General features: G+C 30.2%; 11 protein-coding genes, 1 tRNA gene and 1 pseudogene. 7 read left to right on the forward strand and 6 right to left on the reverse strand.

Annotated features, from left to right (window positions below; all coding sequences use genetic code 11):
- The first annotated feature begins 228 nt into the window (after window positions 1–228).
- From L21TH_RS13275 to L21TH_RS13295, 5 genes and pseudogenes are all read left to right on the forward strand, one after another.
- Window positions 229–666 carry a hypothetical protein gene (locus L21TH_RS13275; protein WP_006317462.1) on the forward strand — a complete coding sequence of 146 codons (438 nt, stop codon included), beginning with the start codon at window positions 229–231 and terminating at the stop codon, window positions 664–666.
- A gap of 223 nt (window positions 667–889) precedes the next feature.
- Window positions 890–966, forward strand: a tRNA-Pro gene (locus tag L21TH_RS13280).
- Between the two features lie 455 nt (window positions 967–1,421).
- Window positions 1,422–2,135 (forward strand): tRNA 2-thiocytidine(32) synthetase TtcA, encoded by a 714-nt coding sequence (locus L21TH_RS13285; protein WP_006317463.1) that lies wholly within the window; start codon window positions 1,422–1,424, stop codon window positions 2,133–2,135.
- A gap of 14 nt (window positions 2,136–2,149) precedes the next feature.
- On the forward strand, window positions 2,150–2,878 hold the full coding sequence (locus L21TH_RS13290; RefSeq protein WP_006317465.1) for a hypothetical protein: 729 nt from the start codon (window positions 2,150–2,152) through the stop codon (window positions 2,876–2,878).
- A 26-nt stretch (window positions 2,879–2,904) separates the two neighbouring features.
- Window positions 2,905–4,959: pseudogene (locus tag L21TH_RS13295) on the forward strand (phosphodiester glycosidase family protein); the annotation flags it as partial.
- An 81-nt stretch (window positions 4,960–5,040) separates the two neighbouring features.
- Here L21TH_RS13295 and L21TH_RS13300 read toward each other — a convergent pair.
- Window positions 5,041–5,748: a hypothetical protein gene (locus L21TH_RS13300; RefSeq protein WP_006317469.1), complete on the reverse strand. Its 708-nt coding sequence runs from the start codon at window positions 5,746–5,748 to the stop codon at window positions 5,041–5,043.
- Between the two features lie 229 nt (window positions 5,749–5,977).
- On the opposite strand from L21TH_RS13300, the gene L21TH_RS13305 reads away from it, so the two are divergent.
- Window positions 5,978–6,157, forward strand: a complete 180-nt coding sequence (locus L21TH_RS13305; protein WP_006317470.1) for a Spo0E family sporulation regulatory protein-aspartic acid phosphatase — start codon at window positions 5,978–5,980, stop codon at window positions 6,155–6,157.
- 48 nt (window positions 6,158–6,205) lie between these two features.
- Complete coding sequence (gene yyaC / locus L21TH_RS13310; protein WP_006317471.1) at window positions 6,206–6,736, forward strand: spore protease YyaC; 531 nt, start codon at window positions 6,206–6,208, stop codon at window positions 6,734–6,736.
- A gap of 238 nt (window positions 6,737–6,974) precedes the next feature.
- Here yyaC and L21TH_RS13315 read toward each other — a convergent pair whose 3' ends face one another.
- From L21TH_RS13315 to galU, 5 genes are all read right to left on the reverse strand, one after another.
- Window positions 6,975–8,582, reverse strand: a complete 1,608-nt coding sequence (locus L21TH_RS13315) for an S-layer homology domain-containing protein (protein ID WP_006317472.1) — start codon at window positions 8,580–8,582, stop codon at window positions 6,975–6,977.
- Between the two features lie 38 nt (window positions 8,583–8,620).
- Window positions 8,621–9,079: a VanZ family protein gene (locus L21TH_RS13320; RefSeq protein WP_006317473.1), complete on the reverse strand. Its 459-nt coding sequence runs from the start codon at window positions 9,077–9,079 to the stop codon at window positions 8,621–8,623.
- 285 nt (window positions 9,080–9,364) lie between these two features.
- Window positions 9,365–11,095, reverse strand: coding sequence for a phospho-sugar mutase (locus L21TH_RS13325; RefSeq protein ID WP_006317475.1), 1,731 nt, complete (start codon window positions 11,093–11,095; stop codon window positions 9,365–9,367).
- Window positions 11,096–11,172: 77 nt separating this feature from the next.
- Window positions 11,173–12,033 carry a sugar phosphate isomerase/epimerase family protein gene (locus tag L21TH_RS13330; protein ID WP_006317476.1) on the reverse strand — a complete coding sequence of 287 codons (861 nt, stop codon included), beginning with the start codon at window positions 12,031–12,033 and terminating at the stop codon, window positions 11,173–11,175.
- A 385-nt stretch (window positions 12,034–12,418) separates the two neighbouring features.
- Window positions 12,419–13,291, reverse strand: a complete 873-nt coding sequence (gene galU / locus L21TH_RS13335; RefSeq protein ID WP_006317477.1) for a UTP--glucose-1-phosphate uridylyltransferase GalU — start codon at window positions 13,289–13,291, stop codon at window positions 12,419–12,421.
- Window positions 13,292–13,377 lie beyond the last annotated feature (86 nt).

Raw genomic sequence — 13,377 nt, forward strand, 5'->3', positions numbered from 1 at the left:
TTAGGCTATTCGCTGTTCGCCTTTCGCTTTTCGATAATAATTTTACAAATATTTTCTCTGCCTTTAAAACTTATATTTAACTTAATTACAATCTATACAGTAAATATACTTTCTTATACAAAAAAGTCTTCTATTAAAAAAAGCATAGGTTTTATTTGTATAATCCTAAGTCTGCTATGCCAAAATATCTATAGAAACATTTATTATTTTGTCTATAGGAGGTTTGAAATGATTATTGAAGGATATTTTAGGTCAATAAAAAGAGCAAATGAAACTGTTGAGCAACTAAAAAATGCTGGATATTCTAATGTATATTCTGATATGAATGACCATTATATTCCAGATAGAAATACACAAATAAATTTGCCGGGAGCTGGAGTCTCTACAAGCCTTTCTGAGTTAACAATGAAATCAGGTGAACCTATCTTAGATAGTAGCTTAACGCCTTTAAACGCAGCTGACCCAATGGTAAGTGGTATGGGGCCCATGGAAGAAATAGCTGACATAAACTGCAAAGTCGTAGTAAAGACGGATAATGAAAATATACAACAAGCAAAAGATATTATAGAAAACAATGGTGGTATCATTGGAAACCCTACCCCTAAACGTCCAAAAAAACTTGATGATATAAACATTAATAATATAGAACTAGATTTCCCTGATTAATAATTTTAAAAGTTGAGGTTTTATAAAAGCCTCAACTTTTCTTAATATCTGTCCCCCCTGTCCCCTGTTCCCAGTCCCCAGTCCCCTGATTCAATGAAAACATAAGAATTCAAAAGCTATCAAGAGATTTAATGCAGATTTAACATAAAATTTACGATATTTATATAAAAACGAAATTGAAAACATATTTGTTTTCTCTTATAATAAAAAAGTCGCAAGTCAACGGGGTGTAGCGCAGTTTGGTAGCGCATCTGGTTTGGGACCAGAGGGTCGCGGGTTCAAATCCTGCCACCCCGACCATTAAAAAGGCGTTCACTTTTATGTGAACGCCTTTTTCTATTATATAGAAAAGCTACTAACAAATTCTTTTACCTTTCCTCTGTTTCCAATCCCTTATTCTAGTACCCAGTACCAAGTACCTAGCACTTAAAAGCAGCTTTAGCTGTCTTTTTCACGTCTTCTTTTACGTCTTTTAGCACATTAACTTGCACGTTACCTTACACGCCAACTAATTTTACATTTTCAATTTTAAATTATATTTTCTGTCCCCTAAAATGCAACAATGTTGCATTTTCTTACATATAGTGTTTTATTTACCTCTATTTCAAGATATAATATTAGATGGTAGTTAATTATATATATTTTAACTATATTGTAACTTACTTGATAATTAAAATGTTATATAATTAAGTTGAAACCAATTACTAATAATATTCGTCATACAATATATAGCAGAAAACTGAAAGGATGATACAATGAAACAAATTTTAGGTGCTATAAGAAAGGCAGTAGAAGATTTTAACCTAATAAATGATGGCGATAAGATAGCTGTAGGGGTTTCTGGTGGAAAGGACAGTGTAACCCTTTTATATGGTCTTAAATTATTTCAGCATTTCAGTCCTGTTAAATACGAATTAGAAGCTATATCATTAACATTAGGTTTTGATGATTTTGATTTAACACCTATTAAAGAATTTTGCTCTAAGATAGAAGTACCCTATACAATTAAAGAAACACAAATAGCAAAAGTCGTATTTGACGTAAGAAAAGAAAAAAATCCATGCTCTCTTTGTGCCAAAATGAGACGTGGTGCTTTATATGAAGCTGTAAAGGAACGAGGGTGTAATAAAGTTGCACTAGGACATCATGCAGATGATGCAATAGAAACTCTTTTTTTAAGTATGCTTTACTCTGGCAGAATAAAAACTTTTAAACCTAAAAGCTATTTATCTAGAACCGACCTACATCTTATAAGGCCTATGGTATACATTAAAGAGCATCAAATAATAGGAGCAGCTAAAAGACATGACATACCTACAGTTAAAAGTCCTTGTCCTGCAGATAAAAATACTAAAAGAGAAGAAATGAAGCAACTTCTAAAAACTATTTATAAAGAAATACCTACATCAAAAGATAAAATACTTACAGCTATACAAAATAAAGACCAATTAGGTTTATGGTTTGAATAAAGAGGTGACCTGGTTTGAATAATTTATTTAAAAAGATAGCTATTTACTTTGTTTTAATATCAATAATTATCTCTAGTAGTTCCTTTGGATTTGCAGATAGTCCATTTTTAATTCATGAAAGAAAAACTATTGAAAATATCAGCAGTGGTGTCGTACATGAGCACATTCAACGCTTTACATCTAATGGTTGGTTGAATGTTAACGTACTTAGAGTAAATATACAAGACCAATATACAGAAATTGGTTCACTTTTCAGTGATGAAGGTATTTCTAAAAAAGAAAAGCTTACTCAAATGATGAAAAACTCAAATGCAGTAGCAGGTATTAATGGAGACTTTTTCTACTGGAATAAATATTTTTCTCCATTAGGTACAGTTGTGAATAACAATGAATTAATTTCTTCGCCTTCTTTTGCTAAAGAGCCTTTAAGTGTATTCACTATAGATAACAATGAAAATCCATTTTTATCATACTGGGGATGGAATATAAAGGTTATACCTGAAAATTCAGACCCTATATCGGTACGTGTAAAAAATAAAGCCACTAGTAATTATACCGTTATAGGTCTTTATGATAAAAATTGGAGTTCTGAAACTTTTGGCAACTTAATTTATGATGATATGACAGAAGTTATAGTTATTAATGATACAGTAACAGATATTAGAGTTGGACAGGAGCCTATAGATATGCCTGAGAATGGGTACATATTAGTTGGTAGAGTAAAGCTGGTGAAACGTTATTAAATAGCCTAAAGCTCGGTGATAAAGTAAAATTAGAAATTACTACTACTCCTGATTATAAAGAGATAAAAACGGCAATAGGAGGAAGTACTGTTCTTGTAAAAGACGGTGACATTGCAGAATTTACCCACAATATTCCTGGAAATCATCCAAGAACAGCAATCGGTATAACTAAGGACAAAAAACAAGTTATTATGGTTACAGTAGATGGTAGACATGCCTCCTTTAAAGGAGTAGACCAGGAAAAGTTAGCTAAAATAATGATTGAATTAGGTGCTTATGAAGCTATGAACTTAGACGGTGGTGGGTCTACAACAATGGCGTTAGCTCCATTAGATAAAGAAAATATAGTAATAGTTAATCGTCCATCTGACGGAAGTGAAAGAGCTATTATTAATGGTATAGGAGTTTTTAATAATGCTCCTAAAAGCTCCTTAAAATATATCGAAATATCTACTAGTGATACAAATATATTTGTCAATGCATCAAGAAAATTTTATATAAAAGGTTATGATAAATACTATAATCCAGTAGAAATAGATTTAGATAGAGCAAGATTCTCAGTAGAAGGAATAAAAGGAAAATTTAAAGATAATATTTTATATACTGAAGAGTGTGGTATAGGAACTGTAAAAGTTAGATATAAAGGTAAAACTGATGAAATAAAAATAAATGTAATAAATCAACCTAAAGACCTTGTAATAAAACCAGAAAAGTTCCATATTGATTTTGAATCAAAAAAACAATTTGAAGCTGTATATGGAATCAACGATGATGGATTTAAAGCTAAAATAAATCCTAACGATATAGAATGGAAGGTTGTTGGGAATATAGGAAAAATTGAAGACGGTGTATTTTATAGTAACGATAATGCTACTTCAGGTGCAATAATTGCATCAATGGGAAATGCTATTGAAAACACTCTAGTTTCAGTAGGGCACTCTACAGAATTAATAGAAGGATTTGAAAGTATTAAAAACTTAGAATTTACATCATATCCTGCTGAGGTTAGTGGTAGTATTGAAAGAGAAAACAAAGATAAAAAAGGCAAATATTCATTAAAGCTAGAATATGACTTCACTCAGACTGACTCAACTAGAGCCGCTTATATAAACTTTTCATCTGATGGTATTAAACTTAACAAAAAACCTGATAAATTAGGTATGTGGGTATATGGAAATGAAAGCAATCATTGGCTTAGAGGAGAATTAGTTGACAATGAAGGCAGATTATATAGAATAAATTTCTGTAATAATGTAGACTGGAAAGGTTGGAAATGGGTTACTGCCAATATCCCTTCAGACGTTAAATTACCAATTACTTTAAAGAAAGTATATGTAGTTGAAACAAACTCGCTCAATAAAGATATGGGATATTTATTATTCGACCATTTACAAACTATATATAATACTCCAATTAAAAACATAGATTTGCCTGAAGAAACTATTATTACCGATAGATTGCAACGACACTCTGAAGTAAAGAAAAATGGATATAGCTTTACTATAACTAGTGGTATTAACGAGCTTAATAATTTATTAAAATACCATATAAGTAAGAGAATTTCTAATATCATTAGCGAAAGTGATTTAGGTATAGTAATGAATGGCATGAATTTTAGATTTTCTACTACCATTGAAAAACCTTTAATAGAAGTAAAAAGTGGATTTACCTCCTTTACCCATAAAGACACTTTGTTTATACAGTTAGATAACGCAAACAATGGAATAAGAGCTACAGAGCCTAATCAATGGTTAGATTTAATGAATCGTCTCAATAATTCTACTGAGAAAAATATAATACTTCTATTACCTAAACCCGTATTTGGAAAAAATGGTTTTACAGACAAATTAGAAGCTGAACTACTACACGAAATACTTACAGACTATAAAATTAAAGGTAAAAATATATTTGTGCTCTATGGAGGAAATAAAAATAAGGTTGATATTAAATCAGGTATTAGATATATAGAATTTAATAACCAACAAATGAATAATAACTTTGATTTATTTGAATTGAATTATATAAAGTTTATTGTTAATGAAGATGAAATAACATATGAGTTCTTGCCTATGTTTAAGTAGCTCACATAAATGTGAGCTACTTTCTTTTTAAGTCTTTAGCTAAAAGCTAACGGCTAGCAACCAATAGCTTATCTTCTACCTTTATCTCACCATATATTTACCTAATATATCATGTAACCTCACTACCTCATCATCAGATAGCTTATCCTTTAATATGTCATATATATCCTGTTGTTCTTCTGGGGTAATACCATCATTTATTTTGTACATAAGTTTAACGTTGTTCATTGCTCCTATTTTATTTAGTATATCACTTAATTCATTCTTCTCTGCCGTAGTTAATTTTTGCTGTACTTTTGATACTTCAACAGTTTGTATCATATTATTTTGGTTTAACAGTTTTTTTACCTGCTTTAATTTAGCCTCTTTAATGCTCTTCTCTAATTGAGATAACAAGTATCTTATAGTTTTTCTATCATACTTAACAAATGAATTTTCTATACTATTAACGATTTGTTTCTGTTTAAATATTATGTAACTATTATTTTCCTCTTTATTAATGACATCAGAATTTGATTCCTTCAATCTAACTGGTTCTTCTTTATTTGTTTTGATAGGTATATTAGTTTCTTTATTTTTCAATAATTTTCTTTGTCTTATTTCTTCATTTAATATTTTCTTATAATCTGGTCTTGGAGTTATTTCCGAAAATTTTTCTTTTGTATTAACTTTATCATAATCATATTCTCGAGAAATATCAGCATCTATCTGTAAATTTAACATAATCACCACAGTTAATGCAGTCATTAATATAACTATTATTGAATTATATGAACTCTTTAAATCCATCTAATTCACCCCTTTCTGTAGTATATTATTTACCTATTTATAAAGTTTATTCGCAGTTACACCTATCCATTGTTTGTATGTATTTTGCAATATATCCGAATTTATGATAGAATATATGTGAATATTTTTAAAATGTGGTTTATTTTGCCTATTTCGATATTATTCACATTTTTTCTGACCTCATAGATGTAGTCCTAAAATGGATATTATTAAAAATGAGGTGAATTAATTGTGTGATAAGCTGTTACAAAAGCAAAAAGAAAAAATCGAACGACTAAGAAATGAGCTAAATGCATATATAGCAACTGACTATAACCCTGATAAATTATATGAAATGAGTACGAACCTAGACAAGGAAATCAATATTTACTTAAAATATAAACAGCTATCAAAAGAAATAAATAATTAGGTCTATTCTCCCCTCATATTTCATATATAAGAATGAGGGGGTATAGTCATGAATACGAAAAATTTAGAAATTCATTTTAAGGATAAATCTGCATCTGAAATATTGAGTGAATACCTTCGGCCATTTTGTACACAAAGTACAATACTTCTTTGTATTGGTACTGACAAATGCATTGGAGATTGTCTAGGCCCTTTAGTTGGAACTCTTCTTGAAAAGTCTTCTTTTCCTTTGCCTATTTACGGTACACTAAACTCTCCTGTTCACGCTATTAACTTAAAAGAGAAAATAAAGGAAATAAAAAAAAGGCACCCTTTTAGCTTTGTTATAGCTATAGATGCCTGCCTTAGTAGTTCTGAAAATATAGGTACTATTGAAATAAGACATAGTCCTATTTTCCCTGGGAAAGGTATAGGAAAAACCTTACCTCCTGTTGGGGACTTATCTATTATTGGAATAGTAGATAGTGTAAGAAAAGATAAATCCTTATCTCTTCATTCTATAAGATTATCCTTTGTTATGGATATGGCGGAAGTTATAGTAAAAAGTCTTTTAGATGCTACAGATAGAAAAAGTGACTAAAGTCGCTTTTTGGCTATTAGCTATTGGGTAAAAATTCTAGTTACTGAAAATCACTATAAATGCTATCCTAGTCGATGGACGAGGCGTCCATCGACAACGTAATACTATTACCCTAATCTATAATCCATATACTTCTTCTGCGAAAAACGAACAGCGAGTGGCAAATAGCCAAACTAATTCTCACCATTGTTTGTTGATTGATTTTATCTGCTCCCTAATACTTTATTACTCTACTCCTCTAATCCCCGCTCCTCATTTTTTCTTGTTCTTTAGATTTATCATCACTTTTATTATCAGTAGTTTTTTCCTCTATATTATTATTTTCTTTCGATTTATCATCTATTTGAGTACTATCAACTTCACTCAATATTTCTTCATCATTGGATTGTTGTGTCAAATTAATTTCATTTTTCATATTTAATAAAGTATGTAATATTTTCGAAACCTCTGCTCTTGTTAAATAATCTTTAGGGCAAAACTTTAATTCACTCTTTCCACTCATAATTCCTTTGTTGTACACAATTTTTATGGCTTTTAGTGATGAAGGTGATAAATCCTTGATGTCATTAAACTGTAAGCTAGAAGACTCTGTTTCAATATCATTTTCTGTATCATTAAATAATCTAGATATTATGACTGCTGCTTCTTCTCTTGTAAGATGCTTTTTAGGAGCAAAAGTATTGTCTTCATAAGATGTAATCAACCCTGTACTCGTTACTGCTTTCACGTATGGTATAGCCCAAAAACTTATATTATCAATGTCTTTAAATTCTAGTTCATATTCGCTATTCTTTACATCAAAAGCTCTTGCTATAAATGCACTCATTTCTTCTCTAGTAACCATAGAATTAGGGTTGAATTTACCATTGCTACCTTCAATAATCCCCTTTTTATACAAATCAATTATGTAATCTACGGCCCAGTTATCTTCAATGTCATCGAATGGATATACACCGTTTTTAACATCACCAACTTTTACTATCCAATTTCGTACTATCCATCCTTCTTTATTCCCTTCTCTTTCTTTAACCTTATACCAGAAAAAACCATCCTTTAATACAGGTCCATCTATTATATTTAAAAGAGTCTTATCATCAAACTTACTTATTTCTCTGCCAGCAGGAGCATCTCTAAGTGTAAGTGAGTTACTAACATCTACCTCTACTAAATCTCCCTTTTCATATAATATTATGTCTCCATAATGATGGTCTTTAGGAGTATCGAAGACTAGATTCTTTGAAGGCAATCCTCGTTTAAGGAGTAATTTAGGGTCTATAGGTGTAATTTTTTGTCCATATTCTTTTTCTGCCACCATATATATTAATTGTTGGTAGGTATGTTTTTTAGTCCATGTTCTATATTTATATGGAACCATATTAGGATTGTTACTTTCAACCCACCCATTATATGCCCACAGTGCAAAATACCAATGCTCTAGTATATTAGGATTCATATCTCCAATTCTTGGAAGTCTATCGTTAGCCATTTTCCACTTCATGAGTAAGACATCTGCTCCAGCTTCAATATTATAAGTTATATCATATTTTAATCTGTGACTATCATACATTCCATATGCATTATGTATCTGCATAAGTCCTATACTTCCACTTCTTCCAGTATACACCGAACCATCTGGATTAAACTGTTTAAATACACTTTCAACCCTTGCTATTGACTTAAGTATTACAGAAGGTATACCTCTTAGCTTTGCCACCTCTTCTATTTTTTTCTCTAATACATCTCTAGGTGGATTTAATGTTATACTATCTGCATAGATTGGTTGGGATAATACCATTGATGTCACTATAAAAATAGCTATTAAAAAAGCAATGAATCGTTTAAACATAATTTTCCTCCTTAATGCAGAAACTCCTATACTCTTTTCTACATTCGACTGTATAATTCCTTCCTAAGCTTATTAATACATAAATTTACCAATATCCCACCTAATATACCTATTATATCAATTGCAACGTCTTTGATACTTCCATCTCTCCCTGATATGAAAATTTGATTATATTCATCAATACATGCATATATACTAGGTATAATTATAGCTATTAAGTACTTATATTTATCCCTTAAATTTAAAGTATTAAGAAAACCTAAAATCAATATAGTAAGAATAAAATATTCAGTCACATGTCCTATTTTTCTTATTATATAATTTAAATCCTTTACATTCAAAGGAGCATTGAATTCTACTTTTTCAAAAGATTTATAGACATGTTTTGCAATATTAGAGCTTTTGCTATCTGATACATAGCCTATTTCTGATGAGAATGAAAATATTACATTCATCCAAAGTATAATTAAAAATATGTAAAATAATTTTTTTAACATCCTTTTCCTCCTAATAGCTTCATCTAATACTTTAGTCTTTATATTTTGCTTATTTCTATGTTTTTAAACATAAAAGAGCGACTAAAGTCGCTTTTTGGGTGCTAGGTTCTTGGTACTAGGTACAAAATACATTTGTCCCTATTCCAGTAATTCAATGAGTTATACTTTGTTTGACAATAAAAAAGAGCTGGATTTATCCAGCTCTAAAGCTACTAACTACTAACAACCAACTACTAACTTGCAAATCAACGTAGTTGATTTTGTTCATTTTAAATTTTACATTCATTAATTTGTGGCTATTTCATCTACTTTTCCAAGAACTTCTTTCTTTATATCCTCAAGTTTTTGTCTTGCCTCTTCTTCTGTTTTACCATTAGCTGACATGTATATCTTAATCTTTGGCTCAGTCCCTGAAGGTCTTAACGCATACCAAGAATTATCATTAAATATAAACTTAAGCACATTTGACTTTGGTAATGTTATGTCTTGATGCTCATTAGTGTTTACATCTACACTTTTTCCTTCTCTATAGTCATTATATGTATTTAACTTAAGCTTTCCTATTTCAGTTGGGAAATCACTTCTGAAGCTATCCATAATAGCATCTATCTTTCTTTGTCCCTCTATACCTTCTAATTTAATGGACTTAAGTTCTTCTATATAATATCCATATTTCTTGTAAAGTTGTTGTAATGCTTCGTAAAGAGTCATCCCCTTAGTCTTATAGTATGCAGCCATTTCGCAAACTAACATTGAAGCTATAACTGCATCCTTATCTCTAACAAATGTACCTGTTAAATAACCGAAGCTTTCTTCATATCCAAATACAAAACTTTTATCTTTATTCTCTTCAAACTCTTTTATCTTTTCACCTATAAACTTAAATCCTGTAAGAGTATCAATCGTTTCTAATCCATAATATTTTGCTATAACTCTTCCTAAATCACTAGTAACAATAGTCTTAATCACTACATCATTTTCATTTATTTCATTTTTCTCTTTTTTACCTTGTAATATGTAATCTAGTAATAACGCTCCTGTTTGGTTACCATTTAATACAATATATTTTCCTTCAAGGTTTTTAACTACAACTCCAACTCTATCACAATCTGGGTCTGTTCCAAGTAATATATCAGCATCTAGATTTTGCCCCATCTCCATTGCTAATTTAAAAGCATTAGGGTCTTCTGGGTTTGGATAATCAACAGTAGAGAATTGTGGATCTGGTTTCTCTTGCTCTTTTACTACATATACATTGTTATAACCTAATTCCTTTAATACTCTTCTTACTGGCATATTACCAGTACCATGAAGTGGAGTATATACTATTTTTATATCTTTATCTACATTTTCTCTTACACTTAACTCTTTTACTTTATCAATATATATATCGTCAATTTCTTTACCTATGATATTTAATAATCCTTTTTCTAAAGCTTCATTCTCATCCATAATTTCAATTGTTGAAAAATTATTAATCTCTTTTATTTTACCTATAATTTCATTAGCAATTGAAGGAACTATTTGTCCTCCATCTTCCCAATAAACCTTATATCCATTATATTCAGGTGGGTTGTGACTAGCAGTTACTACAATTCCAGCTGTAGCTCCTAAATGCCTTATAGAAAAGGATAGCTCAGGAGTAGGTCTTAAATCTTCAAATAAATATGACTTAATACCATTTGCAGCTAATACTAAAGCAGCAGTTTTCGCAAATTCTCTTGATTTATATCTAGAGTCATGAGCTATAGCTACTCCTTTCTTAACGTTTTCATTTCCTTTTTGGATTATATAATTTGCTAATCCTTGAGTAGCTCTAGCTACAGTATATTTATTAATCCTATTAGTCCCAGCACCTATTTTACCCCTTAATCCTCCTGTTCCAAACTCTAAATCCTTATAGAATCTGTCTTCTATTTCTTTTTCATTGTTTTTTATTGAAGCTAGTTCTTCTTTTGTTTCATCATCAAAGTATTCACTATTTAACCATAATTCATATTTGTCCATATAACTCATTAAACCACCTCATCCCCTTATATAATATTGAACCATGACGGTTCCAATTTAACAAACCATAGTAATTTTAAATCTAGTTATCCTTCAGCCATTAATTTATTACTTCTTTCAGTCAACCCATATACTAACTCATTTACCCAATTTATTCCTTCTTGAGCATATTTAATATCGCCATAATTAAAATCTGGCTCAAATACTATGTTAATATCTCTATTGTAACTTAATACAAGCTTCAATGTATTTTCAATATCAATCCATCCTTCTTCAGTTCTTTGACTAGGATGAACTGGTATATGACCATATTTCTTTATATCTTCTAATCCCCTTGTATTCCAAAGATGCATTGACTCAATAACTGGAAGCATTCTATCAAGCTCGGTAAAATAGTCCATATTATTTAATTGACAAGATATATAAAAATGTCCTACATCTAAGCATATCCCTAAATTGTCATATTTACTTATTAACTGAACCCAGTCCTTTGGCTTATAGAATCTATTGTTGTATCCTGCATATTCTAAGTGAATTGGCATTTTGTATTTTTTACTCAACTCATTTAATCTTTTAGCACTATCTTCAGCTAAACTATATAATTCATTGTCATCTATCTTATCGTCACTATTTTTAGAAGTAAAATGTACTATAAAGTGGTCTGTAGGCATACTTCTTGCCATATCTAAATTAATCTCTAGTATTTCAAAGGTAGCTTCTCTAAGTCTTTTATTACTATTTAAATAATAAGTTACTGTAGGATCTGTCTGATGAAATACTGGAGCATGATAAGTTATTTTTATAGGACGCTTTTTTGAAAGTTTTAATAAAGAAGTAATCTCCTTAGCACCTGAGAATTTATGACATAATTGAACTCTTTTAAAATTTTTATTTAATATATAATCTATTCCAACATTGTGAATAGATATTCCCAAAAGATGGTTCATGATTATCCTCCTTAGACTTTGTAACAATTTATATTATATCTTATGTTATAGGTAAAAGTGAAGTAGCTTGTATAGAATACATTCTCTATATTATTCTGTATTTTCTCTTTTATTCTTGTTTTTATATATTTTAATTATTTTTTACATTTTAATTTTTTACTTGCTATTTCCATAAATTATAACTTCTGATATATTATATCATAAATACTTATTGAAAAGCGAACATAAGCTCGCTCCACTAGGACCACCTAGCTTCCTTTTTCGTGAAAAACAAAGTCTGTTATGTCGATTTGTTATTTAGTAGTTTGATGTTAGATTATATGACATACAGTAAATATACTTTCTTATATAATAGAAAACGGTGGATATCCCACCGCTATTATTTCTACTCACTCTTTAATAATTCAGCTAAGTACTTATTAAAATCTTCTTTTAAGTCTTCTCGTTCTAATGCAAATTCTACTGTTGCTTGTAAAAATCCCAATTTATTACCTACATCATATCTTTTTCCTTCAAAGGTATATGCATACATTGCTTGTTTTGTAGCAAGCTCCTTAAGAGCATCTGTTAATTGTATTTCTCCTCCTGCTCCTGGTTTTGTATGTTCTAATATTTCAAATATCTCTGGAGTTATAATATATCTACCAAGTATAGCCACATTAGATGGAGCTTCATCAACAGATGGTTTTTCCACTAAGTCTTTTACCTTATATACTCCACCTTCTATATGCTTTCCTGCTACTATACCATATTTATTTACATCTTCTTTCGCTACTTCTTGTACACCTAATATTGTAGTTTTATATTCATCATACACATCAATAAGCTGCTTAAGGCAAGGCTTAGTCTTAGCATTAACTATATCATCACCTAGAAGTACTGCAAAGGGTTCATCATTGATAAAAGTTTTTGCACAATGTATTGCATGTCCTAATCCTTTTGGCTCCTTTTGCCTTATATAATGTATATTGACCATATTAGAAATGTCTTTTACTAACTCAAGGAGTTCATTTTTTCCTTTATTCTCTAACATCAACTCAAGCTCTACAGATTTGTCAAAATGGTCCTCAATGGCTCTTTTGTTCCTTCCTGTAATTATAAGAATATCTTCTATCCCTGATTCTATTGCTTCCTCTATAATATACTGTATAGTTGGTTTATCCACTATTGGAAGCATTTCTTTAGGCTGTGCCTTTGTAGCTGGTAGAAATCTTGTTCCTAACCCCGCTGCTGGAATTATAGCTTTTTTTATAGACATTTAACGGCCCCCTTTGTAATTAATGCGATAGCTCGTTGCAGAACTCTACAACTCGCATAAATACTGCATTTTATTTATTTAAATGG

The organism is Caldisalinibacter kiritimatiensis, from assembly GCF_000387765.1.
Taxonomy (GTDB): Bacteria; Bacillota; Clostridia; order Tissierellales; family Caldisalinibacteraceae; genus Caldisalinibacter; species Caldisalinibacter kiritimatiensis.

Bases quoted from the DNA above. Each gene is read 5' to 3' on its own strand.
- L21TH_RS13275 (WP_006317462.1), top strand. From the start codon at position 229: ATGATTATTGAAGGATATTTTAGGTCAATAAAAAGAGCAAATGAAACT.
- L21TH_RS13285 (WP_006317463.1), top strand. From the start codon at position 1,422: ATGAAACAAATTTTAGGTGCTATAAGAAAGGCAGTAGAAGATTTTAAC.
- L21TH_RS13300 (WP_006317469.1), bottom strand. From the start codon at position 5,748: ATGGATTTAAAGAGTTCATATAATTCAATAATAGTTATATTAATGACT.
- yyaC (WP_006317471.1), top strand. From the start codon at position 6,206: ATGAATACGAAAAATTTAGAAATTCATTTTAAGGATAAATCTGCATCT.
- L21TH_RS13315 (WP_006317472.1), bottom strand. From the start codon at position 8,582: ATGTTTAAACGATTCATTGCTTTTTTAATAGCTATTTTTATAGTGACA.
- L21TH_RS13320 (WP_006317473.1), bottom strand. From the start codon at position 9,079: ATGTTAAAAAAATTATTTTACATATTTTTAATTATACTTTGGATGAAT.
- L21TH_RS13325 (WP_006317475.1), bottom strand. From the start codon at position 11,095: ATGAGTTATATGGACAAATATGAATTATGGTTAAATAGTGAATACTTT.
- L21TH_RS13330 (WP_006317476.1), bottom strand. From the start codon at position 12,033: ATGAACCATCTTTTGGGAATATCTATTCACAATGTTGGAATAGATTAT.
- galU (WP_006317477.1), bottom strand. From the start codon at position 13,291: ATGTCTATAAAAAAAGCTATAATTCCAGCAGCGGGGTTAGGAACAAGA.